This window comes from Komagataeibacter sucrofermentans DSM 15973 (assembly GCF_040581405.1).
GTDB classification, from domain to species: Bacteria; Pseudomonadota; Alphaproteobacteria; order Acetobacterales; family Acetobacteraceae; genus Komagataeibacter; species Komagataeibacter sucrofermentans.
This window is the reverse complement of record NZ_CP137157.1, coordinates 2,468,776-2,495,071: the sequence shown is the minus strand read 5'-3', so window position 1 is coordinate 2,495,071 and position 26,296 is coordinate 2,468,776. Positions and strand designations below refer to the sequence as shown.

The 26,296-nt window shown below is 66.5% G+C and carries 22 protein-coding genes; 7 read left to right on the top strand and 15 right to left on the bottom strand.

From position 1 onward, the window contains the following. Window positions 1-294: 294 nt before the first annotated feature. The 4 genes from holA to R5N89_RS11760 all read right to left on the bottom strand — a co-directional run bounded on the left by holA (window position 295) and on the right by R5N89_RS11760 (window position 5,431). Window positions 295-1,314, bottom strand: coding sequence for a DNA polymerase III subunit delta (holA, locus tag R5N89_RS11775; protein ID WP_110569475.1), 1,020 nt, complete (start codon window positions 1,312-1,314; stop codon window positions 295-297). Then, entirely contained in the window at window positions 1,311-2,165 is an 855-nt protein-coding gene (locus tag R5N89_RS11770; RefSeq protein ID WP_110569474.1) for a hypothetical protein, read from the bottom strand. The genes holA and R5N89_RS11770 overlap by 4 nt, the downstream gene beginning before the upstream one ends. A gap of 2 nt (window positions 2,166-2,167) precedes the next feature. Continuing rightward, window positions 2,168-4,801 (bottom strand): leucine--tRNA ligase, encoded by a 2,634-nt coding sequence (gene leuS / locus R5N89_RS11765; protein WP_110569505.1) that lies wholly within the window; start codon window positions 4,799-4,801, stop codon window positions 2,168-2,170. 96 nt (window positions 4,802-4,897) lie between these two features. Next, the gene (locus tag R5N89_RS11760; RefSeq protein ID WP_110569473.1) at window positions 4,898-5,431 is read right to left on the bottom strand and encodes a DUF3576 domain-containing protein; all 534 of its coding nucleotides are present in this window, start codon (window positions 5,429-5,431) and stop codon (window positions 4,898-4,900) included. Window positions 5,432-5,659: 228 nt separating this feature from the next. Here R5N89_RS11760 and R5N89_RS11755 point away from each other — a divergent pair, with 228 nt between their 5' ends. Then, the gene (locus tag R5N89_RS11755; RefSeq protein WP_110569504.1) at window positions 5,660-7,708 is read left to right on the top strand and encodes a glycoside hydrolase family 3 C-terminal domain-containing protein; all 2,049 of its coding nucleotides are present in this window, start codon (window positions 5,660-5,662) and stop codon (window positions 7,706-7,708) included. 43 nt (window positions 7,709-7,751) lie between these two features. Here the strand turns inward: R5N89_RS11755 and R5N89_RS11750 are convergent, their stop codons facing one another. From R5N89_RS11750 to R5N89_RS11725, 6 genes are all read right to left on the bottom strand, one after another. Continuing rightward, window positions 7,752-8,816, bottom strand: coding sequence for a lytic transglycosylase domain-containing protein (locus R5N89_RS11750; RefSeq protein ID WP_110569472.1), 1,065 nt, complete (start codon window positions 8,814-8,816; stop codon window positions 7,752-7,754). 32 nt (window positions 8,817-8,848) lie between these two features. Next, on the bottom strand, window positions 8,849-9,292 hold the full coding sequence (locus tag R5N89_RS11745; protein WP_110569471.1) for a DUF1489 family protein: 444 nt from the start codon (window positions 9,290-9,292) through the stop codon (window positions 8,849-8,851). Window positions 9,293-9,301: 9 nt separating this feature from the next. Beyond that, window positions 9,302-10,354 (bottom strand): nucleoside hydrolase, encoded by a 1,053-nt coding sequence (locus R5N89_RS11740; RefSeq protein WP_244192212.1) that lies wholly within the window; start codon window positions 10,352-10,354, stop codon window positions 9,302-9,304. 114 nt (window positions 10,355-10,468) lie between these two features. Next, entirely contained in the window at window positions 10,469-11,641 is a 1,173-nt protein-coding gene (gene hemW, locus R5N89_RS11735) for a radical SAM family heme chaperone HemW (RefSeq protein WP_110569469.1), read from the bottom strand. Between the two features lie 144 nt (window positions 11,642-11,785). Beyond that, window positions 11,786-13,786, bottom strand: coding sequence for a potassium transporter Kup (locus R5N89_RS11730; RefSeq protein ID WP_110569468.1), 2,001 nt, complete (start codon window positions 13,784-13,786; stop codon window positions 11,786-11,788). A gap of 126 nt (window positions 13,787-13,912) precedes the next feature. Then, entirely contained in the window at window positions 13,913-14,596 is a 684-nt protein-coding gene (locus R5N89_RS11725; RefSeq protein WP_110569467.1) for a YggS family pyridoxal phosphate-dependent enzyme, read from the bottom strand. Window positions 14,597-14,683: 87 nt separating this feature from the next. On the opposite strand from R5N89_RS11725, the gene R5N89_RS11720 reads away from it, so the two are divergent. From R5N89_RS11720 to R5N89_RS11705, 4 genes are all read left to right on the top strand, one after another. Then, entirely contained in the window at window positions 14,684-16,030 is a 1,347-nt protein-coding gene (locus R5N89_RS11720; protein WP_110569466.1) for an RsmB/NOP family class I SAM-dependent RNA methyltransferase, read from the top strand. A gap of 98 nt (window positions 16,031-16,128) precedes the next feature. Next, on the top strand, window positions 16,129-16,806 hold the full coding sequence (rpe, locus tag R5N89_RS11715) for a ribulose-phosphate 3-epimerase (protein WP_110569465.1): 678 nt from the start codon (window positions 16,129-16,131) through the stop codon (window positions 16,804-16,806). Between the two features lie 37 nt (window positions 16,807-16,843). Further along, a complete protein-coding gene (locus R5N89_RS11710; RefSeq protein ID WP_110569464.1) occupies window positions 16,844-18,541 on the top strand; it encodes a heparinase II/III family protein in 1,698 nt (565 codons plus the stop codon). Continuing rightward, window positions 18,538-19,659, top strand: a complete 1,122-nt coding sequence (locus tag R5N89_RS11705; protein WP_110569463.1) for a glycosyltransferase family 4 protein — start codon at window positions 18,538-18,540, stop codon at window positions 19,657-19,659. The genes R5N89_RS11710 and R5N89_RS11705 overlap by 4 nt, the downstream gene beginning before the upstream one ends. 77 nt (window positions 19,660-19,736) lie before the next feature. On the opposite strand, the gene R5N89_RS11700 is transcribed toward R5N89_RS11705, so the two are convergent. Both R5N89_RS11700 and R5N89_RS11695 read right to left on the bottom strand, forming a co-directional pair. After that, on the bottom strand, window positions 19,737-20,291 hold the full coding sequence (locus R5N89_RS11700) for a hypothetical protein (protein ID WP_110569462.1): 555 nt from the start codon (window positions 20,289-20,291) through the stop codon (window positions 19,737-19,739). Next, on the bottom strand, window positions 20,288-21,535 hold the full coding sequence (locus R5N89_RS11695; RefSeq protein ID WP_110569461.1) for an aminopeptidase: 1,248 nt from the start codon (window positions 21,533-21,535) through the stop codon (window positions 20,288-20,290). Before R5N89_RS11695 ends, R5N89_RS11700 begins: the two co-directional genes overlap by 4 nt. 124 nt (window positions 21,536-21,659) lie before the next feature. On the opposite strand from R5N89_RS11695, the gene R5N89_RS11690 reads away from it, so the two are divergent. After that, window positions 21,660-21,992, top strand: a complete 333-nt coding sequence (locus R5N89_RS11690; protein ID WP_110569460.1) for a Rieske (2Fe-2S) protein — start codon at window positions 21,660-21,662, stop codon at window positions 21,990-21,992. A 69-nt stretch (window positions 21,993-22,061) separates the two neighbouring features. On the opposite strand, the gene R5N89_RS11685 is transcribed toward R5N89_RS11690, so the two are convergent. The 3 genes from R5N89_RS11685 to R5N89_RS11675 all read right to left on the bottom strand — a co-directional run bounded on the left by R5N89_RS11685 (window position 22,062) and on the right by R5N89_RS11675 (window position 24,567). Continuing rightward, on the bottom strand, window positions 22,062-22,538 hold the full coding sequence (locus R5N89_RS11685; protein ID WP_110569459.1) for a DUF4186 domain-containing protein: 477 nt from the start codon (window positions 22,536-22,538) through the stop codon (window positions 22,062-22,064). 3 nt (window positions 22,539-22,541) lie between these two features. Further along, the gene (gene tyrS, locus R5N89_RS11680) at window positions 22,542-23,789 is read right to left on the bottom strand and encodes a tyrosine--tRNA ligase (RefSeq protein WP_167400885.1); all 1,248 of its coding nucleotides are present in this window, start codon (window positions 23,787-23,789) and stop codon (window positions 22,542-22,544) included. Window positions 23,790-23,901: 112 nt separating this feature from the next. After that, window positions 23,902-24,567, bottom strand: coding sequence for an alpha/beta hydrolase (locus R5N89_RS11675; protein ID WP_110569457.1), 666 nt, complete (start codon window positions 24,565-24,567; stop codon window positions 23,902-23,904). Window positions 24,568-25,153: 586 nt separating this feature from the next. Between R5N89_RS11675 and R5N89_RS11670 the strand changes: the two genes are divergently transcribed. Next, window positions 25,154-26,287, top strand: coding sequence for a cysteine desulfurase family protein (locus R5N89_RS11670; protein WP_110569456.1), 1,134 nt, complete (start codon window positions 25,154-25,156; stop codon window positions 26,285-26,287). Window positions 26,288-26,296: the final 9 nt, after the last annotated feature.

Here is a 26,296-nt window from a genome sequence, read left to right as displayed (position 1 = left end):
CGCCATGAGCATGGCGTTCGTGGTCTGGACTGTCCCTTCACCATGGACCGCGTGCGGTCTACAGGTGCTGCCCATCCAGTCTCTACACCTTGCCGGCATAAACCGGCCTTGGCTCGGGATTGGCACGGCTTTCGCCAGAGCGTTCCCCGAATTTGAGCAGATCCGCCATGGGGTTTCCCGTCATGGCGCCCAATTTGAAAACCAGGAATCCTGTGCTCTATCCGGCTGAGCTACGCGGACATACTGCCAGCTTTCTAACCGAGCCCATGCGTGCGGGCAAGGGCAATTTTCCCTTTAGCGCCGCCTGCGCGCCTTCTGCGCAAGGCCGCACAGGCGGGCCACATGCCGCAGCCCCAGCACGATGTCGGGGCTGCCGGTCTGCTTGCAGGCCAGCTCCAGCGCCTGAGTATCCTGTGCCGCCTCAAGCAGGGCGGCAGCCGACCAGGCATTGAGTGCCTGCCCAAAACTGTCCGTGCGTTTGAAAAACACCGGCGGCCGCAACTGCCGCATGGCTTCCGCGCGGCCCATCCCGCCATCCATGGCCAGCCGCACCCGGCGCAGGCGGTGAATATGGGCCAGCAGCACACGCGCCAGCGCCACCGGGCTGCTGCCATCGGTCACCAGCGCGCGCTCGGCAGCGGCATCGGCGGCTTCGCGCTCGCCTGCCATCGCGGCAAAGGCCGCATCCTCCAGCGACACGCCAGCCGCATCACCCACGCAGGCGCGCACGTCCTCCAGCCCCAGCCTGCCGCCAGCACCGGCAAACAGGGCCAGTTTTTCCACTTCGCTGCGGGTGGCGGCGCGGTCCGGCCCCGCGCGTTCGACCATCCAGCCCAGCGCATCGGGGTCAATGTCCACCTTATGCCCCGCCAGCATCTGCCGGATCGCGCCTTCAAGCGCGCGGCCTTCCTCGGGGTAGCAGCCGATCACGCCGCAATGGCGGTCCTTTTCGGCAAAGGCGCGCAGCTTCGAGCGCGAGGCCAGGCCCGGCGCTTCGAGAATGACCAGCGTGTCGGACTCCTGCGCCAGGCAGCGTTGCAGGGCGGCCAGCACAGTGTCACCCACCTCGCGCAGCCAGATCACGCGCCGCCCCCCGGTCAGGGACAGGGCAGTGGTTTCCTCCTCCAGCCGGTCATGGTCCTCGTGGCCCAGCATGGCCACGCGAAACGGATCATTCAGGTCGGGGCAGATGGCCCGTGCCGCCGTCGTGGCCCGTTCGCGGATCAGCCCGGCATCATCTCCATGCAGCACGATGGCCCGCAGCGCGCCGGGCGCGTTCAGGGTCGTGCTGACGGAGCGGGCGTCGATCTTCACTGGTTCTCGTTCCCCCCGATGCTGATGCCCGACATGTCATCGTTCTCCAATGCCGATGGGCTGCGGCCCGAACGGGCAGGGGCCTGCATGGTGGTGTCTGGCGTGTTGTCCATGGGGCCGTTTTCATCGGGCATGGTCATGCCGCCGTTGTTTTCCTCGTTCAGCTGGGCATCGGTGCGGCCGGTGGCCATGGTGGGCAGGCCATCGGCTGCGGGGTGCTGGGCAGGCATCTGGTTATTGGGGTTGATGATGCCGTTGGGGTCGATGTAGCGCGGCTGGTTCTGCCCCCGCACCGAGCCGCTGACAGCGGGCTTGGCATGGGTGCGGAACCACACGGCCACTTCCTGCGTGATCTGCTCGGCCAGGTTCTTGGCCACGCGGGCGCGCACGCCTTCAAGGTTCAGGGTCTGGGCGAAATACTGCTCGTAATTGTTGTTCACCCCATCCACCACCGAGGCGTCGCCGCCTGCCAGCGTGACCGGGTTGTTGGACACGGTCTCCAGCGTCCAGTGCGCAAAGGCGGTGGTGCGCGTGCGGCCCGATGTGTTGTCGGCGTGGATGTCCACGGCCTCATTCATCAGGTAGGTGCGGATGCGCAGCACGTAGCCGGTCGGGTTTTCCGGCCCGGCGCCGCCCATATCCTGCTGCAGGGCCTGGCGCAGCAGCTGGCCATAGCGCTCTTTGATGCGCGCGACATAGACCTGCTTGAGTTCGGCCAGCACATTGGCGGTGGTGGGTTTGCCATCCGGGCCGATATGGCTTCCCGTTGTCTTGTACATCGGGGAAAAGCCACACCCTGCCAGCATGAGCAGGGCGCACAGCACGCCGGTGCGACGGACGGGAATGGCCATGTCTATTTTGCAACCACGAAATTGACGATGCGGCCGGGCACGTGGATGCGCTTGACGATCCGCGCCCCCTCAAGCAGGCGGGCCACGTTCGGCTCGGCTTCGGCCAGGGCGATCACCCTGTCCGCCGGCAGGTCGGGGGCCACGGCGATGGTGCCGCGCAACTTGCCCATGATCTGCACCGCAATGGTCAGTTCGCTGGCCTTGAGCAGGTCAGGGATGGCGGTGGGCCAGGCGCGTTCCACCACGGGCTGGCCGCCCGGCTCGAGCAGCGCCATCATCGCTTCCGCCTGGTGGGGCACCATGGGGGCGGCGAGCAGGGCCAGCATGGTGGCGGCCTCGCGGCGGGCAAAGGCCATGCCGTCATCGCCTGCCGCTTTCTCGGCCTCGGCCAGGGCGGAGGTGAGTTCATGCAGGCGGGCCACGGCCACGTTGGCGCTGAAGCCTTCAAGCGCCTCGGTCACGGCGGCAATGGCGCGGTGCGTGGCCCGGCGCAGGCCATCAGCCGCGCGTGAGAACGTGGCGGGGCAGGGGGCATCTGCCGGGGTCTGTTCGGCCACGGCGCGCACAAGGCGGAACAGGCGCTGCAGGAAGCGCGCGGAGGCTGCGACACCGGATTCCGTCCATTCCATGTCACGCTCGGGCGGGCTGTCAGACAGCACGAACCATCGCGCCGTATCCGCGCCAAACCGCTCGATGATGGCCACGGGCGCTACCGTGTTGCGCTTGGACTTGGACATCTTTTCCACGCGGCCGATCGTGACCGGCGCACCGTTGTCGCGGCGCACCGCGCCATCGCCCCTGCGCTCGACTTCCTCGGGGTAGAGCCAGTTGCCATCCGCGTCGCGGTAGCTTTCGTGGTTGACCATGCCTTGGGTGAACAGCCCGTTGAAGGGTTCATCCACATGCAGGTGCCCGGTCTCGTGCATGGCGCGGGTAAAGAAGCGGGCATAGAGCAGGTGCAGGATCGCATGCTCGATGCCGCCAATATACTGGTCCACCGGCAGCCAGCCATCGGCGGCGGCAGGCAGGGTGGGGGTAGCGGCGTTGGGTGCGGTAAAGCGGGCGAAATACCATGAGCTGTCCACAAACGTGTCGCAGGTATCGGTCTCGCGCTCGGCAGGCTTGCCGCAGTTGGGGCAGGCTACGTGCTTCCAGGTGGGGTGATGCGCCAGCGGGTTGCCGGGGCGGTCGAAGGTCACGTCCTCGGGCAGCTTTACGGGCAACTGGTCATCGGGCACGGGCTGCGCGCCGCAATCGGTGCAGTGGATGACGGGGATCGGGCAGCCCCAGTAGCGCTGGCGCGAGATGCCCCAGTCGCGCAGGCGCCAGTTGACCACGCCCTGGCCAATACCCATGCCTTCAAGCCGGGTAATGGCCTCTTTCTTCGCCGCATCCGTGTCCAGCCCGTCAAGGAAGCCGGAGTTGAACAGCGTGCCGTGGCCGTCACAGGCCTTGTCGGTCATGGTGAAGGTCGCGGCCTCCGCCCCCGGCGGCAAAATGACAGGCGTGACAGGCAGGTTGTATTTGCGCGCGAAGTCAAGGTCGCGCTGGTCGCCACAGGGGCAGCCGAATACAGCGCCCGTGCCGTAATCCATCAGCACGAAATTCGCGATCCAGACCGGGAAGGACTTATCGGGCATGAAGGGGTGGCTGACACGCAGCCCGGTGTCGAAGCCGCGCTTCTCGGCGGTTTCGATCGCCTCTTCCGATGTGCCAAGGCGCTGGCATTCGGCAATGAATTCCTGCGCCTTCGCATTGCCCGCAGCCACCTTGGCCGCCAGCGGGTGGTCGGCGGCAATGGCGAGGAAGGACATGCCGAACAGCGTGTCGGGGCGGGTGGTGAACACCTCGACCGAATCAAGATCGGTGTCGAAGCCCGCGGGTGGCGCGTGCAGGCCAAAGCGGACCTTTGCCCCTTCCGAGCGGCCAATCCAGCGCTCCTGCATGGTGCGCACGCGCTCGGGCCAGCGCGGCAGGGTGGACAGGCCCTCAAGCAGTTGCGGGGCGAATTGGGTGATCCTGAGGAACCACTGCGAGAGCTTTTTCTGCTCGATCAGCGCGCCTGAGCGCCAGCCGCGCCCGTCCACCACCTGCTCGTTGGCGAGCACGGTATTGTCCACGGGGTCCCAGTTGACCCAGCTTTCGCGGCGCTCGACCAGCCCGCCCCTGAGCATGTCGAGGAACAGCTTCTGCTGCTTGCCATAATATTCAGGCAGGCAGGTCGCGATCTCGCGGTCCCAGTTGAAGGAGAAGCCAAGGCGCTTCAGCGTGGCGCGCATGGCGGCGATGTTGTCCATCGTCCACTTGCCGGGGTGCACGCCGCGCTCGCGCGCCGCGTTCTCGGCGGGCAGGCCGAAGGCATCCCACCCCATCGGGTGCAGCACGCTGAAGCCCCGCGCGCGCTTGTACCGCGCCACCACATCGCCAAGCGTATAGTTGCGCACATGACCCATGTGCAGCTGGCCTGACGGGTAGGGGAACATCTCCAGCACGTAATATTTGGGCCGGTCGGCGGGAGGCACGTCTGGCACGTCGAAGATGCCCGAGGCCGCCCAGCGTTCCTGCCACTGCGGCTCGGCCGTGTGGAAATCATAGGCGGGGGTGGCGTTGTCCGGTGGGGTGCTGGTTTCGGTCATCTTCTTCTGGTTCGGTATGCGGAGGGCGGGCGGCATGCGCCTGCCAGAAGGGCCGGGCAGCGCGCTACCCGGCCGGGATTGATAACAGCGCGCGGCCTAGTGCTGGCCGCTATCGGTGCGGAGCTGGCGGGCGCGGGTCAGGATGCGGGCCGTGATGTCAGACACGGTGTTGGCGGCAACGGGGGTATCGACCCACTGCCCGTCCTCATAGGCCTGGCGGAACACCGACACGCGCACCGCATCCGAGCGCAGGCTGCGCGAGAGGACGAAGCAGGTAATCTTGAAGCGTTCATCCTTGGTGGCGGGCGGGGTGTACCAGTCCGTCAGGATCACGCCTGCTACCGCATCGGCCGAGGCAAACGGCATGAAGGACAGCGTATCGAGCGCCCCACGCCACAAAAAGGCGTTGACCCCGTTGCTTTCCAGCGGCGTGGAGCCGCCATTGGCGCCACGATCTTCCTTCAGCAGGCGGTTCTGGGGCACGGCCAGCCCGCTTTTGTCGTGTTGCGGCGCGCTGCCACAGCCTGCCAGCAGGCTGGCGGCCAGCAGGGCGGGGAGTGCGGCGCGTGGCAGCAGGGCACGGCCCGAGGGGGCGGCAGAGGGAGCGGGATGGAACGGGCGAAGGGTCATGATGCCTCTGTGGACGCCGGGGATGGCCCCCGCATGTGGTGATCCGGCCACGCGCCCGGACACCGGCGGGCATGCCGGGCAGGGGCGTTGCGGCCTGTCGCGTTATCCTTCTTCATATCCTGCCGCGCCTGTCACGCCAAGTCGCATGGGCACTTTACCGTGCCCTGCGTGACAATCGGGCCATTGAAGCGCAAAAATGGACCCATACGCCAACTGCTGCGGAACATGATGAAACACGCGCTTACAGGCTCTGTCGCTTTCCTGCTCATGACCGGGCTGCTTCCCGCCACTCCGGCGCAGGCGGCGGTGGCGGCTGCCGCAAGCCCGACCAGCACCCGTGCGGCGGACATGGCGGCCCGCCTGCAACCCGCCGAACAGCAGACCGTGCTCCAGGCCCGTCCTGCGCCGCTCACCGCCGGGGCAGAGGACGCACCCGGCCTGCTGGCCTGGCCGGGCGTGCCCCGGCTGGGGCTGCCGGTGCTGCGCATGCCAACCTTCGCCACCCCCGTGCAACCCGGTGATGCCGCGGCCCGGCCCATGCTGCCGTGGCTGGCGCTGGCCGCGACATGGGATCCCGACCTTGCCCGCCGCGCGGGCGTGGCCCGCGCCCGGGCGGAATGGCTGCATGGCCGCGCGGTGCTGCGCGTGGGCGGCGTGGATACACTGCCCTCGGGGCGGTTGCAGGGCGGCGAGGATCAGGTGCTGGCGGGCAGCATGGCGGGCATGATCGGGGCGGGGCTTTTATCGGGCCATGTGCTGCCGGTCTTTGGCTCGGTCGTGCGTGAGGAGCAGGTGCGCGCCGATGGCGCGGCCCCCGAGCGCAGCGCGCCGGTCAGGGCCGCTGACCTTGCGCCCCACAGCCTGCTGGGCGTGGCCACGGCGCTGGAGGTGGCCCATGGCGGGGCCATGCTGTGTGGCGGCATGGCCCCGTGCCAGGAGGTTACGGGGCTGGAGGCCATGGTGCATGAGGCATGGCATTTTCCCGGCATGATCATGGCCGTGCCGGGAGGCGACCTGTCGGGGCATGCCGTGCCCGCTGGCGCCGTGCATGGCGCCGACACCGCGCCCGCGCTGAATGCTGTAGCCACGGGGGTGGACATGGAGCAGGTCAGCCCCGACAGGCCCGACGTGCTGGGCGAGATGCTGCGCAAGGCCGTGCGCGATGGTGATATCAGGCCCGCGCAGGTGCAGGCCATGGTTACGCATATTCTGGCCTCGTTTTACATGGCGGGCAGTCTTGACCATCCGCCGCCTTTCGCTGCTGCCCGCACCGGCGTGCAGCCCCCGCCGGTCGATACGCTGGTGGGGGATGTGGAGGCCGAGGGCGCGGTGCTGCTGCAAAACGAGAATCGTGTCCTGCCCTTTGACCCCGCCCTTGGCCCGGTGCTGGTGCTGGTGCACCCCGCCATGCATGGGCCTGCCGACCTGCTGGCCGACGGGCTGCGCCATGCCGGGCTGAATGTGACGGTGGTTGTCGCGCCTGATGGCGCGGGGGCTACGGGCACGCTCCCGCCCGCCTGCGCGCAGGCGGCCCGCACGCTGGTGCTCAGCGCCAGCAATGACGATAACCGGATGATCACCACCCTGGCCGAGCTTGGCGGCCATGTGGCCGTGGTGCTGACCGCCGATGACCCCGACAGGCAGATGCCCTGGCTCGATGCGGTCGATAGCGTGGTGCAGGGCTGGACATGGCGCGATGAATACGCGCCCGCGCTGTCGGCGCTCCTGTCGGGGCAGCAGGATTTCTCGGGTCATCTGCCGGTAACATTGACCGGCGGGCTTTACCCGCCGGGCATGGTCGATGCGAATTACCGCGCTTTCGAGCGCGCGCATGTCGTGCCGCTGTTTCCGTTTGGCTATGGGCTGTCGACCCGTGGGCGGCTGACGTTGAGCGAACTGCACGTGACGCGTGAGGGTAATCACCTCAATGCCAGTTTCACGCTCTCCAATCCCGGCACGGCGGCGGTGCGGGCCGTGCCCCAGCTTTATGTTGAAACCCCGCCCGACCTGCCGGGCAATCCGCGCAGGCTGGCTGCCTGGCGCAGCGTGATGGTCACGCCGGGGCATCCGGTGCGGCTCAGCGTGCCGGTCAGCCTGCGGCTGGCGGGGCAGTGGAACGCGACAGGTGGCAACTGGGCCGTGGCGGCAGGCGATTATACGCTCTCGCTCGGGTTTTCATCGGTCATGCTGGTGCGGCACGCAACACTGCACCTGCCCGCGCTACACGTGCCCGCCACGCTGGAAAACCAGCCTGCCCCGGTGGTGACCGCTGAATAAGCCGTAACGGATAAAAGTTTTGGTGAAGCTTTTATTCAATCACTTACTGCCCGGGCCGGATGACGGTGCAGGGCAGGCCCTGGTTTTTCAGCGTAGCGCAGGCCTGTGTCGCGGCTGATTGCGAAAGCCCGGCCAGGCGGGCGCGATAGATCAGGCCCGTAGGCCGCCTGACCGGAATGACCAGGCTGCGCGCGCCCTGCAGGGCCGCAAAATCACCCTGCCGGGCCATGGAGTTGGCAAAGCGGGCCTGCCCCTCTGCCGAGAAGGCGCCCACCTGCACCATCCATGCCCCATATCCGGCGCCAGCGCTTGGCGCGGCCGCGGCTGCCGTGCGGGCATCGGTATGGCAGGCGGTGCTGCCGGGGTCATAGGCAAGGTTGGCATCATGCACGCAGGCCGTGCGGTGCTGCACGGGGGCGGGCGGGTTCAGCGTGGCGTACTGCACGTAGGTATGGTCAGGCTGGATCGTGGTGCCATTGCCCAGCGGGGCCGGCGTGGAGGTGACCCGCTGGCTGGAGGAGCCATAAACCGCCAGCGGCCCGCTCAGCGCCACTTCATTGCCAAGATTGGGGGTGATGATGCGTAGGTAGCGAACCGTCTGGCTGGGGAGCGGGCGGCCATTTTCAAGGTAGTCGTTCAGCCGTTCCGTGCCCGCGTTATAGGCGGCAAGAAAGCCCGGCGCGCCATACAGCCCGTACAGGATGCGGATATAGGCCGTGCCCGCGAGGATGTTGTTGTGCGGGTCATACGGGTCGGAGCCGAGGTGGTTGCGGCGCTCCATGTCGGCATAGGTGGGCGGCATGAGTTGCATCAGCCCGATTGCCCCGCTGGCCGAGCGCGTGAGGTGACCATCAATATATTCATGCCCGCCCGATTCCTTCTGGATCACGGCGCGAATCCATTCCTGCGGCACGGCAAAACGGCTGGAGGCATCGGCAATATAGGGCTGCCACGGGTCGCTCGCCGGTCCCGGCGGGCGGTAGGCGGCCTTGCCCCTGTAGTAACTGTTATAGCTGGCATGGGTGCGGCTGCCGCTGCCCCCGCCCGGTGACGTGGCGCAGGCGGCAAGCCCGAGGCCTGCAATGGCGACAAGAAACAGGCGCGTCATGTCCCGCAGGGAGGGTGGTGCAGGGAGCATGTTCAGATCAGGCACAGTTCCGCCAGTTCGTTGCGTAGGGCTTCGGGCAGGACATCGCCCGCATGGCTGTTTGCCAGAAGGTCGGGGGGCGCGTCTGCGGGCTTGAGGTAGCGCCAGCCCTGAAAGGCACGCATGGCGCGCGGGCTGACGGGAATGATCTCGGGCGCCATGACCACCCGCGCGCAGGCCACGCCATCATCGCGCGTGTCGGGTTCGATGGCGGTAATGCGCTGGCGGCACAGGATGCGCCCGGCAATCACGCGGTAGATTGACCCGCCATCAAGTATTTCGGCCGCCCGGCGCGGATACATGCGGGTGCGGAACCATGGCTGGCCCGAGGGGCTGGTGCCATCAAGGTCATCAAGGGGCGGGATCTGGAGCGACTGGCGGGCGGCGAGTTCCTCAAGGGAATGGACGCCAACCGCCAGCTTGACCATATGCAGCATGCCTGTCCCTTACCGCGCGGGAGCCGCAAGGTCGCCCTGCGCCTCGTGCAGGAAGGTCTCGCGGAAGCGCTTTTCGTCAATGCTGCGCACGATATGCATCACCCGCATGGGGCTGCCCTTGGGCGCCAGCGCATCAGGCACCACAAAGGCATGGCCGTAATGCGGGCCGCGACTTGTGTCGATATCCATGCGGGCATCGACGGCGGAGGTGACCAGCGTGGGGTCGGCGGCAATCGCGGTGGTCATTTCATCCCACATGGGCAGCGGGTCGTAATAACTGCCGATATAGGTGGTGAGCGGCGTTTTCCGGCTGGTAATCTGGCCCAGATACGCGCGCGAGAGCATGAGGTCGTTCGATACGCTGCCCACCACCGTGATCTTCTTCCACGGCGCGGTGAGGGTGATATGGGCGGCCTCGGGGTCAAAGATCATGTTGAAGTCGGAGGCGAAATCCGCGTTGCCGGTAATCGACATCATGCTCGTATCAAGCATGCCCCCCATGAAGATGAGCTGCTTCGCCGTCTCGGCAAAGGTCGGATCCTGACGGATGGCCAGGGCGATGTTGGTCAGCGGGCCTACGGCCACGATCGTGACTTCATGCGGGTGGGCGTGCACCTGTTCGATCAGGAACTGCACGGCGCTCTGCTTTGCGGGCGGGGTGTGCGGCGCGCCTTCCTTCATGGCCCCGATGGCGGGCTGCACGTCAGGGGCAGTGTCGATGGAGCCAATGCCGCCCCATGCGCCTTTCCACGGAATCGCGCCGTACTGCTGCTCATGCAGGCGCATTTCGGCACGGGTGTTGACCAGCGGGTAGACCGCGCCATCGGCCACCGGCACGTCCGCCTTGCCAATGATTTCCAGCAGGCGGCGCAGATGGGCGGATTCCGCGTTTTCCCATCCATCACCACTTGTCACCGTAAAGCCCAACACGCGCACATCGGGGTTGAACAGCAGCGGAATGGTGGAAAGCTGGTCCGACCCGCCCGGGCCAAGGAAGTCGTTATCCTCGATCACCAGTTCCGGGCCGCCCGTGGCGGGTGCCGCCATGGCGGGCATGGCCATGAAGGCAAGGGCTGCGGCGGTGGCGGCGAGGCGGGTGGACCGCGAAAAGATGGATGACAACACGCGACAATCTCCCTGCCCTGAATGCATGGCCCTATCGTATGGCCTAATGCCTCAAAGCACCAGCGCGGCCAGCAGGCTTTCCAGCCGCAGGCGGCCCGCGGCGGTGGCGCGCAGGCGCCGTGCGGCAGGGTCGAGCACCAGATAGCCTTCTTCGGTTGCCATGTTCAGAATGTCGGCATCAAGCGCATCAGGCATAGCCATGCCAGTGCGCCGGGCGAAGCGGGTGGTGTCAATGCCTTCGGCCAGGCGCAGGCCCATCAGCAGCATTTCACGTGCGCGGTCGCGGTTATCGAGCCGCATGTCGGGGTGAGCGCCGGTGCCGGTGCGCTCCACGCGCTCGGCCCACGGCTCGGGCGCGCGGTGGCGGCGGGTGGCGCAGGTCACGCCATTGCGGGTCAGCCGCCCATGGGCGCCGGGACCGATGCCGAGGTAGTCGCCATAGCGCCAGTAGGTCAGGTTATGGCGGCTCTCGGCACCGGGGCGGGCGTAGTTGGATATCTCGTAGCCCAGCAGGCCATGCCGTGCCGCTACTTCAGCGGTGAGTTCATACAGCCGTGCCGCGTCATCGCCTTCAGGCAGGCGGAAGCGGCCCTGGCGGTACAGCCCCTCGAATTTCGTGCCCGGCTCGATGGTGAGCTGATAGAGCGACAGGTGATCGGACACCAGCGCAAGGGCGGCTTCAAGCTCGGCCCGCCATGCGGCCTCGGTCTGTCCCGGCCGGGCATAGATCAGGTCGAACGAGATGCGGTCGAACAGGTTCCGCGCGGTCTCGAGTGCCGCGATGGCCTGCGGGGCGTCATGCTCGCGGCCTAAAAAGCGCAGGGCTTCGGGGTCAAGGCTCTGGATGCCCATTGAAATGCGGTTGACCCCCGCCTCGCGGAAGGCACGCAGCAGCCCGGTCTCCACGCTCGTCGGGTTGGCCTCGAGCGTGATTTCCACGTTATCGGTAAAGCCGAATGCGGTGCGGGCATCGGCAATCAGCCCTGCCACCGTCTCGGGCGCCATGAGGGATGGCGTGCCGCCGCCAAAAAAGATGGAGCTGATGGTCGGGCGCTCGGCAGGGGTATCGCCCATCAGCGCCGCTTCATGTGCAAGTTCGCGCCTGAGCGCGCTACCAAAGCGGGCGCGGGGAATTTCATCACGCACATGGCTGTTGAAATCGCAGTACGGGCATTTGGACAGGCAGAACGGCCAGTGCACGTACAGCGCCAGCGGCTCGGTCATGTCGGATGCGAGACTGTGTGAAAAACCGGCCAACGAAACCCCTTGAGAACTGTAAAAAGTTTTTGGTGAAGCTTTTTTCAAAAAACTTCAAAAAGAATGCCGCCTTTTTGAAAAAAGGCGGCACCCAAAAACTTTTATTTTTTATCAGATCGCCAGCCGCACACCCAGCTCCACCACGCGGTCGGGCGGAATGCGGAAGAACTCGGTGGCTGGCGTCGCATTGCGCGCCATGAACAGGAACAGCGACATGCGCCAGCGCGAGAGCTTGGGCACCGAGGAGCGCACCAGAAGCTCGCGACTGGTGAAGTAGGAGGCCTGTAGCGCATCGAAGTCCAGCCCGCTGGCCTTCAGGTCTTCGAGCGCGCGGGGCAGGTTGGGCATTTCCATAAAGCCGTAGCGCAGGATGATGCGGTAAATGTCGGGCGCCAGTTCCTGCAACGCCACGCGGTGGCCGTGATCGGCCTCGGGCTGGTCAAGCGTCTGCACGGTTACGAACAGCACGTGGTCGTGCAGCACCTTGTTGTGCTTGAGGTTGTGCAGCAGGCAGGCAGGCACGAATTCGGGGTTGCCGGTCATGTACACCGCCGTGCCCGGCACGCGGATGATGCGCGACTGCGGCAGGCGGGCCAGGAACGAGTTCATCGGCATGCTGTCCTGCTTCTGCCGGTTCATGATGAGCTGGCGGCCTTTTTTCCACGTCGTCATCATCAGCGTCAGCACGATGCCCAGCAGCACCGGCACCCAGCCGCCCTGCGGGATCTTGAGCGCGTTTGAGGCGAAGAACGTCGTATCAAGCAGGAAGAAGCCACCAAATGTGGCAACCGCCGCAGGGCGCGACCAGTGATACAGCCTGCGGAACACCACCATGGCCAGCACGCAGGTGCACATGAACGTGCCCGTCACCGCAATGCCGTAGGCCGAGGCCAGCGCATCGGAACTGCGGAAGGCCAGCACCAGCAGCAGCGCCCCCACCATGAGGAAGCGGTTGAACTCGGGCAGGTAGATCTGGCCCTCTTCCTCCGCATTGGTGTGGGTCACGCGCAGGCGCGGCAGGTAGCCAAGCTGGATGATCTGGCGGCACAGCGAGAATCCGCCCGAAATACCCGCCTGGCTGGCAATCACCGTAGCCATGGTGGACAGGATGATCATCGGCACCTGCATCCAGTGCGGGCCGAGCAGGAAGAAGGGGTTCTCGAGCGCCTTGGGCTCGGAGATGATGAGTGCGCCCTGCCCCAGATAGTTCAGCGCCAGGCACGGCAGCACGCAGAACAGCCACGCATAGCGGATGGGCTGGCGGCCAAAATGCCCCATATCGGCATAAAGCGCCTCAGCACCCGTGACCGACAGCACCACCGAGCCAAGGGCAATGAACGACAGCCACCCGTGATAGATGATGAACTGCACCGCATAGGTGGGCGATATGGCCAGCAGCACCTTGGGGTGGTGCAGGATTTCAAGCCCGCCGAGTATGCCCAGCAGGCTGAACCACACCAGCATGATGGGGCCGAATATGGTGCCCACCTTGCCCGTGCCGTAGCACTGCACCGAGAACAGCCCCACCAGCACCATGAGTGCGATGGGAATGACCAGGTCATGGGCCGCGGGGAAACTGACCTCAAGCCCTTCCACCGCCGAGAGCACGGAAATGGCGGGCGTGATCATGCCATCGCCAAAGAACAGGCACGCGCCGCCGATTCCCACCATGCCGAGCGCGATGCGCATGCGGTTGCTCGGTGCGACGCGCTGGGCGAGCGACATGAGCGAGATGATCCCGCCCTCGCCATTATGGTCGGCGCGCATGATCAGGATGACGTATTTCACCGTCACGATCAGCAGCAGCGACCAGATGATGAGGCTGAGCACGCCCAGTATTTCCCACGGCTCGATCCTGTGGTGCTGCGATACGACCATGATGGTCGAGCGCAGGGCGTAGATCGGGCTGGTGCCGATATCGCCAAACACCACGCCGAGCACGCTGAGCAGGGCGGCAAAGCCCACCGGGTTTGCCGCATGCTCGTGCTGGTCGGCGCCGTATTCGGTAATCTTGGGCGCGGCATTGGCCTGCTGTGCGGCAGGCGCGGAGTGCGCGCCGCCATCCGGCGTCGTTGAGGATCCGGGGGCAACAGGCCCCGTGGGTTGCGTCATGTCGTGACGGCTCCGCGGCAATGAAGACTGAAAACCGGCATCACATCGCAACCGGATAGTTTCGCATTACCGCCTCGCCCCATGCGCAGCAAGGCCCCTGTGTGCTCGGGTGCCATTCCACCCCGTTCAGGCGTGGGCGGGACGGGCCCCGAAAATGGCGCTGCCCACCCGCACCAGCGTGGCCCCGCAGGCAATCGCGGTCTCGAAATCAGCCGACATGCCCATCGACACCACCGGCAGCCCGTGGCGCGCCGCCATGCCTGCAAGCGTGCGGAAATGCGGCGTGGGGTCGGCATCATGCGGCGGGATGCACATCAGCCCGCGCACGCTCGCGCCAAAGCGGGTCATGCTGTGGGTGATGAAGGCGTCTGCCTCTTCCAGCCTCACGCCCGATTTCTGGCTTTCATCGCCGGTGTTCACCTGCACCAGCAGTCCGGGCAGGCGGCCCGCCTTATCCGCAGCCCGTGCCAGTGCGTCCGACAGGGCAGGGCGGTCGAGGCTTTCGATCATGTCCGCGATTTTGACCGCTTCCAGCGCCTTGTTGGTCTGGAGCCCGCCAATGATGTGCAGCCTAAGATCGGGAAAGCGCTCGCGCAGTTCAGGGAATTTGGCGGCGGCTTCCTGCACGCGGTTCTCGCCAAACAGGCGCTGGCCTGCCTCGAGCGCTGCGATGACGCTGGACTGCGGATGGAATTTCGACACCGCCACCAGCCCTACGCTGGCGGGGTCGCGCCCTGCTTCGCGCGCGCTCGTTGCAATGCGGGTGCGGATATCGCCCAGGGCCTGTGCTATGGATGCGGATGTTGACATGGCCCTAGGCTTGGCCTGAATAGCGGCCCGGTCAAGCCCCAAGGCGCCGTCGCGTCGTGAAGGGTCGCATTTGCAGGTCAGGATTACATGAAGTCTCCCCCGTCCCCGTCGTCGCGCCCCGATGGCCGCCCCGATGCCCGCCGCAATCGCGCGGGCCGCCCCGACCGGCGTGGCGGCAAGGTCGCCCCTGACCCCACGCGCGACATTGCTTTCGATATCGTTGAAGGGGTGATCGTCCATCGCCGCATGCTCGATACATCGCTCGAGCATTCTGCCGCCGCCCGCACCGCCGAGCCGCGCGACCGCGCCGCCGCCCACCGGCTGGCCGCCACCGTGCTGCGCCACATGGGCACGGCCAACGAGGTGCTGGCCCCCTTCCTCAAGCGCGAGCCGCCCGAGCCGGTGCGCGTGGTGCTGCTCATTGGCGTGGCGCAACTGCTGTTTCTTGACACGCCGCCGCATGCCGCCGTGGCCACCTCGGTGGCGCTGGCGCGCAGGCGGGGGCTGGTGCCGTTTGCGGGGCTGGTCAACGCCGTGCTGCGCCGGGTGGCAGGTGGCGGGGCTGAAGCGCTGGAAGGGCTGGACCAGCCCCGGCTCGATGTGCCGGCGTGGCTGTGGCAGTCCTGGGGCCGGCTGGCCCGTCCCATTGCCAGCGCGCTGGGCCACGAGCCGCCGCTCGACCTGACCATCAAGCCCGGCTGCGAGGCCCCGCCCGGGGGCGAGGTCATGCCCAATGGCAGCGTGCGTTTCGCGGCGGGCACGGTCAAGGTGGCCGAACTGCCCGGCTTTGCCGAGGGCACGTTCTGGGTGCAGGACATGGCGGCAACGCTGCCCGCGCGCCTGCTGAACGTGACGAAGGGCGAGCGCGTGGCCGATCTGTGCGCGGCTCCCGGCGGCAAGACCGCGCAACTGGCCTGCGCGGGGGCGGAGGTATTCGCCATCGAGCGCGAGGGCCGCAGGCTTGAGCGCCTGCGCGCCAACCTCGCCCGGCTGGGGCTGGCGGATGTGAAGGTGATCCACGCCGATGCCGCCACATGGAAGCCCGAAGCCCCGCTCGATGCCATCCTGCTCGATGCGCCGTGCTCGGCGACTGGCACCATCCGCCGCCACCCCGATGCCATGTGGATCAAGCGCCCGCGTGACATCGCCACCATGACCGAGGGGCAGGACCGCCTGCTGGCCGCCGCCCGCGACATGCTGCGCCCCGGCGGCCGCCTGGTCTATGCCGTGTGCTCGCTCCAGCCCGAGGAAGGCGAGCAGCGCGCCCGCGCGGCTCAGGCCATGGGCCTGATCCCCGATCCGTTCACGCCCGAGGAACTGGCCTTCCTGCCGCAGGCCCGCACGCCTGAGGGCTGGCTGCGCACCCATCCGGGCATGCTGGCCGATCATGGGGGGATGGACGGCTTCTTTGCCGCGCGGTTCCGCCGGGGCTGAAGGGGGCTTCACGCCCCCGCCGGGCGGCCAGACACATTACCGCGGGGGGGTGTGATGAAAGGTTGGCGTCGGGCAGGGATTTCTGTTAAAAAACAGGCATGGCTGCTCTGAACACCCCCCTTATCGCGCCGAGCCTGCTGGCGGCTGATTTCTCACGCGCGGCGGAGGAAGTCGCGGCGGTTGAAACCGCTGGCGCCGACTGGCTGCATCTGGACGTGATGGACGGGCATTTCGTGCCCAACCTCTCCATGGGGCCGCAACTGATCAAGGCCCTGCGCCCCAAATCAAAACTTCCGTTTGACGTGCATCTCATGATTGCGCCGGTCGATCCCTACATCGAGGCGTTTGCCAAGGCGGGGGCCGACCACATCCACCTGCATGTCGAGGCCGGGCCGCACACGCACCGCTCGCTGCAGCATGTGCGCGACCATGGGGTCAGGCCGGGTGTCGCCATCTGCCCCGCCACCCCGCCCGAGGCCGTGGGCGAGGTGCTCGACCTGGTGGACATGATCCTTGTCATGACCGTCAACCCCGGCTTTGGCGGCCAGAAATTCCTGACCAGCCAGCTTCGCAAGATCGAAACCCTGCGCCGCATGGCCGATGCCACCGGGCGCGACATCCGCATTGGCGTCGATGGTGGCATCACTGCCGCGACTGCCCCGCTGGCGGTGGCCGCGGGGGCCGATGTGCTGATCGCGGGCACGTCCGTCTATGGGCAGCCCGATTATGGCGAAGCCATCAGGGCGCTGCGCAGCGGGGCGCATAGCCCGGCGTGAGGCAGGGCTTACCGATCCATAGTGGCGGTGGGTGCCCATGGCGCTGACCCGCATCATGCGCGGCATGCGCGTCTCCCTCGCACGCCTTCCCCTTTTTGGTGATGGCAAATACCTGCCTGCCGCCCCTGTCCATAACGTGCGTGACCTCTGGCCGGGCAATTCCGCCGCAGGGGCGCGCATGGCGCGGGGCAGCCTGACATGGGCGGGCTATACCCACCCCGTGGGGCCGGGGCAGTGGGATTCGCCGGAATTCGAGCCTGCCTTCCGTGAAGGGCTGCTCAGTTTCCGCTGGCTGCGCGACCTGCGCGCCGTGGGCACCGATGCCGCGCGGCTCAAGGCGCGCGCCCTGGTGGATGACTGGCTGCATCATCCCTCCCAAAGCCCGATGGCGCTGGAATGCGGCGTGATCGGCGCGCGGGTCGCGGCATGGCTGGGGCATTACGATTTCTTTGCTGCCTCCGCCAGTGATGCGTTCCGCCAGCGCCTCATGGCCCGCATTCTGGTGGAAGGGCGCATGATCGCCGCCCTCATGCCGCCCGAACAGCCGGGCTGGCAGGGGCTGGCTGCACTCAAGGGGCTGCTGGCCGTGGCCGTGGCCATGCCGGAATATACCGGCTTCCTGACCCGCTACCGCCGCTATATCGACAACGTGGTGGAAAGCCAGATCCTGCCCGATGGCTGGCACATCGAGCGCAGCCCTGAAGTACAGCTCCGTGCCCTGCGTGAACTGGCCGAGATGCGGGCCATGATGCAGGCGGTGCAGCATGCGCTGCCACATTCGGTTGCCCTGGCGCTGGACAAGATGAGCCCGGTGCTGCGCGCCATGCGGCATGGCGATGGGGGGCTGGCGCTGTTTAACGGCAGCCATGAGCGGAGCACCGCCCTGATTGACATGGTGCTGTCGCAGGCCACGCGCACGCGGGTCGTGGCCAGCGCCATGCCCGATGGCGGGTTCGTGCGCATGCAGGCCGTGCGCTCGCTGCTTCTGGTGGATGTGGGTATTCCCGCTCCGGCCCCGTTCGACCACAATGCCCATGCGGGCACGCTGTCGTTCGAGTTCTCGTGCGCGCGCCAGCGTCTTATCGTCAATTGCGGTGGCGGCGTGCTGCCCGCATGGCAGGAAGCCCTGCGGCAGACGGCGGCGCATTCTGTCGTGACGGTGGAGGGCATGTCATCCGCCGAGTTTGGCGAGGACGGCACGGTTCGCCGCCGCCCCGCCCATGTGGGGGTGGAGCATGCGGTGGCCGAAGGGGCGCACTGGCTCAACCTGTCGCATGATGGCTACCACGCTTCCGCCGGGGCAACGTATTACCGCAGGCTCTATCTTGCCGCCGATGGCGAGATCCTGCGCGGCGAGGAAACGCTGGAGGGCGAGCGTGAACTGGCCTTCGCGCTGCGGCTTCACCTGCACCCTTCAGTCATGGCGGTTGATGCGCTTGATGGCTCCATCCTGCTGACTGCGGGCGAGCAGCACTGGCGCTTCCGTGCCGAAGGGGGCGTGGTCTCGATCGAGGAGAGCGTCTATTCCGGCGGGCAGGTGCCCTGCCGCACGCTCCAGCTTGTGGTGCAGGTGGAACCCGCGGCCAGGACGGCGGAAGGCGGCCACGAGGCTGGCGTGGAGCCCGCGGCCCCGCCGCCGCAGGGCAGCACGCCGCTCGGTGATGTGCCGCCCGGCAAGGTGCGGCAGGTGGTGCGCTGGGGGCTGAAGCGTGAGAAACTGCTCCTGCTGACATGAAGATTCTTGAAATCACGAATGTTGATTTCTCGATGCGGCAGTTTCTCTTCCCCCTCATGCAGGCGCTGCGTGCCGAAGGGCATGATGTAACAGGCATATGCGCTGATGGCCCGTTGCTGGCGCAATTGCGTGCCGATGGGCTGCGCGTGGTGTGCGTGCCCATGTCGCGCACGCTTTCCCCGCTGGCGCAGTGGCGGGCATGGCGGGCGCTGGTGCGCCTCATCCGGGCGGAAAAGCCAGACATGGTGCATGCCCACATGCCCATAAGTGGCCTGCTGGCACGGTTTGCGGCCCGGTGGTGTGGCGTGCCGCGCATTGCCTATACCTGCCACGGTTTCCTGTTCAACCAGCCCGGATCAAAGTTGCGGCGCGTTGCGGCGCTGGTGCTGGAATGGCTGGCCGGGCGCGTGACCGACATCTACCTGACCGTATCGGAGGAAGAAGCGCGCGATGCCCGCAGGCTGGGCATCCACCGCCACCCCACCGCCATTGGCAACGGGCGCGACCCGGCCCTCTTCCACCCCGACCCGCAGGCCCGCGCCCGGCTGCGCGCGGCGCTGGGTGTGGGGGAGGGACAGGTGGTCATCCTTGCCGTATCAAGGCTGGTGCGGGGCAAGGGCTACCCTGAACTGCTGGCGGCGATGGAGCGCGTGCCCGATAACGCGGTGCTGTGGATCGTGGGCGAACGCCTGCCGAGTGACCGGGGCGTGGATCTGGCCGCGTGTTTTGCCACAGCCCGCGCAAGGCTGGGGGCGCGGCTGGTCTTTCTGGGTTATCGCGAGGACGTGGCGGCCCTGATGGCGGCAGCGGATATCTTTACCCTGCCCAGCCATTTCGAGGGGCTGCCGATGAGCGTGATCGAGGCCATGCTGTGTGGCCTGCCGGTTGTCTCCACAACCATTCGTGGCCCGCGTGAGCAGGTCGGGGCGGGAGAGACCGGGCTGCTGGTCAGGCCGGGCGATGCTGTGGAGCTTGCCACCGCCCTTGCGCGGCTGGTCGATGATGCCGCCCTGCGCGTGCGCATGGGCGAAGCCGGGCGGGGCCGCGCCCTTGCGCGGTACACGCAGGCGGCGGTCATGACCCGTGTCACGGCATTACTTACGGGCAGGCTGACCTGAGTAAAAGCTTCAGGGAACGCCGCCTTTTTGAAAAAAAGGCGGCACCCAAAAACTTTTATTATCTTCCCAATACTTTTTTAGGGCGTGGCGGACTGCTGGCCTTCGCCCTCGCTGCCGCCCATGGCCTGGATCAGCGCCTGCGTCTGGGCCTGATGCGACTGGAGCAGCTTGACGTTATCGGGGTTGAGCTGCGGCATGTTCTTGCTGTCCTGCGCCGGGTGCTGCATCACGGCGCTGGTCAGGCCAAAGGTGGTGATGCCCATCACGAACTCACGCGCGCTCATGCCATTATGCTGCAGGATCGGCTTGAGCGCCTCCATGTCGGCAGTGCGCTTGATTGTCTCGTCAAGCGACATGTTGGGTGTTTCAGGCGGGGAGATGCGCGACTGGCGGATCTGCTCGATCACCGGCATCATGCGGGTGAAGAAATCCTTGGGCAGCCTGTATTCGGCCACCGTTTTCATGTCGCGCGCAATGGCGGCCTGCTGGGCAGGCGTCGGCTGCGCCTGCTGCCTTGCGGTCTGCTGCATCGGTTGCTGGGCCAGGGCCGGGTGCAGGGTCAGGGGCGCGATCGCCACCGCCAGGGCGCAGGTGGTGGCGGCAAGGGTGCGGCGCAGGAAGGAGGCGGTCATGGCTGGTTGCTCCATTCGCCCTGTCTCATCAGGGGTTCGCGTGTGCCATCGTGGTTGATGGCGTCGACATCGATCTTGCTGGACCCGATCATCCAGTCAATATGGATGAAGCTGGTATTCGCACCCTGCTCGGCTAGATGGGCCTCGGTCAGGCTGTCGGTATCGAGCATGCACTTGGCGTAGGACTGGCCAAGGGCGATGTGGCTGGCTGCATTCTCGTCAAACAGGGTGTTGCGGAACAGGATGCCGCTTGCCGAGATGGGGGAGGAGGCGGGCACGAGGGCGACTTCGCCGAGGCGGCGCGCGCCCTCATCGGTGTCGAGAATGCGGTTGAGCACGTCCAGCCCGCTGCTGGCATGGGCCTCGACAATACGACCCTCATCAAAGCGCACGGCGATGTCATCGATCAGCGTGCCCTGATGGAACAGCGGCTTGGTGGCCCGCACCGTGCCGCTGACCTTGCGGGCATGCGGTGTGGTGAACACTTCCTCGGTGGGGATGTTGGGGTTGCACACGATGCCGTTGCCCGCCGGTTCCGCTCCGCCCGCCCAGGCATGGCCATCGGCCAGGCCCACGGTCAGGTCGGTATCGGGGCCGGTGAAGTGCAGGGCGGCGAAGCGCTTCTCGTTCAGCCACGTGGCGCGTTTGTGCAGGTGGGCGTTATGGGCTTTCCATTCAGCCACCGGGTCATCCACCATCACGCGTGAGGCCTGGAAGATGGCATCCCAAAGGCGGCTGACGGCTTCCTCCTCCGGCACGCCGGGAAAGACCTGTGCTGCCCAGGCGGGGGTCGCAAAGGCCACGATGTTCCAGTTGATGGCGAATCGCGTGATGAGTTCCATCGCAGGCCGCCCCGCCTTCGAGGATGCGCGCCCTATGCGCGAGACACGCTCGGCATCCTCATTGGCCAGCAGCACCGGGTTGCCCCCGGTAATGGCCATGCGCGCCGCCCCCTTGCGGTAGGCGCTGGCCATGCCCTCATGCAGCCAGTCGGCGGCGGTGTCGAGCGTGTCATCCGCCGCGTGGTGGAAGCGGGCCAGCGTGGTCACGTCATCGGAATAGAACGGCGTGACCAGGGATGCGCCTGCCCTGTAGGCGTGCTCGGCAATGCGGCGCACTAGTGGCACGGCGTCGAGCGGGGCGGTGATGAGAAGCTGCTGCCCGTGCGCGATGTTCACGCCCACGCGAACGGCGACTTCAGCCAGGCGGTCCAGAAGATGTTCATGCCGGGGGGAAAGAGCCATGCGTAATCATATCCTGTAAAAGGCAGGCGGCGTGCCGCAGGCCTGCGGAAAGTGCCCCGCAGGATAGACGACACACGCCCGGTGCGTAAAATGATAACCGCAAACCAGCGGGAGCATGCACTCAATGAAACAGGCGTTACCGGGTTCCCGCGCGTTATGCACCGTATCGGCAGCACTTGAGGCCCCGCAGCGCGTGGTGTGCGATGGCCGGGCCGTAGTGGTGTGGATGGTGGAAGACGACCGCCCCGCCGTGATTGATGACCGCTGCCCGCACGGCAATGCCCGCCTTTCTGATGGCTATGTGCTGTATGGCCGCATTGTCTGCCCGCTGCATATGTGGACCTTTGGCGCTGATGGCCGCCCGCAGGCCCCCGGCGGCCGCATGGAGGCCGCAGGACCGATGCCGCAGTCCCATGAAAGCTGGATCAGCGGGGATGAAGTCTGGGCGCGGATCTGATGATGGACGGTTTCGGGTGCCGTTTTTTCAACCGGCAGTGTTCTTCAAGGCTTTTTGAAAAAAGCTTCCTTATGATTCCCGGCCGCCATCGCGCCTGAGCCATGCCTGTATCACCGCCAGCAGGTAGGCCTGCTGCTCAGTGTCAAGTTGCTCACCTTCAGGCATGGCGTGCCATTTGGCAACGCAGCCCCGGCAGCAGGTGCCGGTGGCATGCTGGGCAATGAAGACCGGGTGCCCGCGCCACGGGGTCTGCCTGCCATCACGGGCGGGGTGCGCCGGGGCGAGGCGGGTGGCGATGAAGTCCGCCGCGTGGCGCATGACTTCGGGCAGGCCCCGGCTGGCCAGATACGCCTGCTCCTTCGCCCCAAGGTGAAAGCGGGCGCGGAATGGGGAGTAGGCCAGCCGCGCCCATAACTCCGGTGCGACAGGGGGCAGGGCGGACAGGTCGGCCAGTGGCGCAGGCACAGGCGCAGGGGGCGGCGCAGCAGGCGCAAACAGGTCAGCCTGCTGCGCCGGGCCTGCCTTGCGTGCGGGCCTGCGGGCCATGGTTCAGGCCGGCTGGACCAGAACGTGGCGCTTGCGCCCTGCCGAGAGCTTGACCGCGCCCTCGACAAGATCGGCATTGGTGATGGCCTGCGCCTCGTCCTTCACCACAACGTCATTCACGCGCGCGCCACCGCCACGGATCAGGCGGCGGGCTTCGCCATTGCTGGCGGCAAAACCGGCTTCAACAAACAGGCGGAAGGCCGGCACGCCTTCGGCAAACAGGGCGGCAGGCACGCTGGTGGTGGGCAGGGCGGCAGCCGTCACGGCCCCTTCCTCAAAGGTGCGGCGGGCGGCCTCGGCGGCTTCCTCGGCGGCGGCGCGGCCGTGGCACAGCGCCGTGGCCTCGGTGGCCAGCACCTTTTTCGCTTCATTGATCCCGGCCCCCTCAAGGGCGGCGAGGCGGTCGCATTCCTCAATGGGCAGTTCGGTAAACAGCTTGAGGAAGCGGCCCACATCCGCATCCTCCACATTGCGCCAGAACTGCCAGTAGTCGAACACCGGCAGCCGTTTGGCCGAGAGCCACACCGCGCCCTGCGCCGTCTTGCCCATCTTGGCGCCGGAACTCGTGGTGAGCAGTGGCGTTGTGAGGCCGAAAACCTGCGCCCCGTTCATGCGGCGCACCAGGTCGATGCCCGATACGATGTTGCCCCACTGGTCCGATCCCCCCATCTGGAGCGTCACGCCATGACGGAGGTTGAGTTCGCGGAAATCGTAGGACTGGAGAATGGAGTAATTGAACTCCAGGAAGGTCAGCCCCTGCTCACGCTCCAGCCGCGAGCGCACCGAGTCGAACGAGAGCATGCGGTTGATGGAAAAATGAATGCCCACGTCGCGCAAAAGGTCGATGTAGGAGAGTTTGTCCAGCCAGTCGGCATTATTGGTCAGGAGCGGCGCATCAGGGGCGGTGCCCAGCGGCAGGAACTGCCGCAGGCAGTCCTCCACCCCGCGCAGGTTGGTGGCGATGGTTTCCGCCGTCATGAGCTTGCGGGCTTCCTCGCGGAAGGAGGGGTCGCCGATCTTTGCGGTGCCGCCGCCCACCAGGGCCACCGGGCGGTGCCCGTGCCGGTGCATCAGCCGGAGCATCATGATCTGGATCAGGCTGCCCACGTGCAGGCTGTCCGCCGTGGGGTCGAACCCGATATAGCCCCCCACCGGTCCGGCCTGCATGGCGGCGTCGAGCGCCTCCATGTCGGTGCACTGGAATATGAAGCCGCGTGCTTCGGCTTCCCGGAGGAATTCACTCTTGGGCATGATCTGTTCCGCGCTGTAAGGTCCGTCGCTGGCCGGGCCGCCCCGGCGCGGACCAGCCTCTAGCATGTTAGCCGCCGTTGATGAAACCGCCCGGAACAGGCAGGCGGGGGAATCAGTCCGCCGCGAGTGCGAGCATCTTGCGGTTCATGACCGTGCTCACATGGTCTTCCAGCGCTTCGGCCACCTGTTCGGCCTGGTTGGCGAACACATGGTCGGCACCCTTGAAGATGCGGTAATCCACGCTCACGCCCTTCTGGGTGTTCAGCTTGTCAACAAGCTTGCGCACGGCGGGCTCGGGCACGAGTTCATCGTTCTCGCCCGCAATCATCAGCCCGCCGCAGGGACACGGTGCAAGGAAGCCGAAATCATAGTAATTGGCGGGCGGCGCCACGCTGATCCAGCCGGTAATCTCGGGGCGGCGCATGAGCAGCTGCATGCCCACGAAGGCGCCAAAGGAATAGCCCGCGATCCACAGCCCGCTGGCGTTGGGGTTGACCATCTGCATCCAGTCAAGGGCTGCGGCGGCATCCGAAATTTCGCCAATGCCACCATCATAGCGCCCCTGCGAGCGGCCGACCCCGCGCGAATTGTAGCGCATGACCGAGAAGCCCATCTTCTCGAACGCGCGGTACATGGCGTAGGTGATGCGGTTGTTCATGGTTCCGCCATGCAGCGGGTGAGGATGGAGCACCAGGGCAAGCGGCGCGTTGGGCGCGCTTGAGTGGTGGTATCGACCTTCCAGGCGGCCATCAGGGCCGGCAAACATGACCTCAGGCATAGGTGTCCCGCATTTGCATCTCCCCGTGCATTCCAGGCATTGCAACGGGAACGGTTGCTGTTACAGCCTGCCCGACCGGCGATGCCCCGTCAGGTCGGCAGGCAGAGAAAAAACGTGCTGCCTTCCGGCTGCCACGCATGCCGGGTGCAGGCAGGTGGCCTGTATTCATCCGGTGGTTACAGCACGAAAAGCAGAAGTGACCCGGCCCGGCGCGCCAGGCCAGAAATATACCAACCCACCTGAATAATGGGCATTATGCCTACCGGGTAACAGTGCATCTTCGGCAGGCGTGCCCTGCGCGGGGGGCAGATATGGCGGTATATGGCCACGGTCCATGCCGTGGGCAACTATCCTTTCCGCCAGCGCGCCGGGTGTCTCGTGTGGGTTCGCTCTCCTTGCCATGGCCCGGATGGCGGGCGGGCGACATTGAGGCAGCGGTATGGATAAAGGGGTGTCCATCACCCATAACACGTTGCAATAAATATTATGTTGCGCTGCCTTATAGCGGTGTGGATTCACAAAATGCCAGATAAATCGTAATTCCCGTAGCACAAAGGACTTGGCGCAACCCATATGGCTGGACAGCATGAGCACCCTGAGCGACCGTTTTACATATCTTGACGCCAATGCTGCCGAGCCCATCCGGCCCGAAGCACTGGAAGCCATGACGCAGGCCGCAGTCGTGGCGGGCAATCCGGCCTCCGTGCATCGGGCGGGCCGCAATGCCCGCGCCGTGCTCGAGACCGCGCGTGAGGACATCGCGGCCCTGTTTGGCGCGGCTGCGGAGAACTGCGTGTTCACCTCTGGCGGCACGGAAGCCAATGTGCTGGCCATTGCCGGGCAGGCGGGCGGCAGGCGCGTGCTCGTGGGGGCGAGCGAGCATGATGCCGTGCGCGCGGCCACCCTGTCCGCCCCCGTTCCCGTGCGGGCCGATGGCGTGCTCGACCTTGCCGCCCTTGAGCGCATGCTGGCGGCCGAGGGAGCGCCCGCGCTGGTCTGCGCCATGCTGGCCAATAACGAGACCGGCGTCATCAACCCCGTGCGCGAGATCGCTGATCTGTGCCACGCCCATGGCGCGCTGTTGCATGTGGATGCGGTGCAGGCGGCAGGACGGATCGCCTTTACGGTGGAGGGGCTGGGCGCTGACAGCGTGGCCATCTCGGGGCATAAATTTGGTGGGCCGAAGGGCGCGGGCGCGCTTTTGCTGGCGGGCGAGCGGTTTCATGCCATCGCCCCGCTTCTGGCCGGTGGCGGGCAGGAACAGGGGCGGCGCGGTGGCACGCCCGCGCTCCCGGCCATTGCGGGCATGGCGGCGGCGGCAAAGGTTGCGGTTGCGGGCATGGCGGCAATGGCCGCGCAGCTTGGCGCATGGCGTGACCGGATCGAGGCGGCAGCAGTGGCGGCAGGGGCACGCGTGTGTGGGGCAGGGGCCGCGCGGCTGGCCAACACCACCAGCCTCGTGCTGCCCGGACGGCGGGCGCAGACCCAGCTGATCGCGCTCGACATGGCGGGCTATGGCGTTTCCGCCGGGGCGGCGTGCTCATCGGGCAAGGTGGCGCGCTCGCACGTGCTCGAGGCCATGGGGCTGGGCGAGGACGCAGGCTGCGCCATTCGCGTCTCGCTGCCATGGTCGGTGCGCGAGGCGGATGTGCACGGCTTCATCAACGCCTATACGGCCATGGCGGGCCGCCTGCCCGCACAGGCCGGAGCGGTTGCATGACCAGGCCTA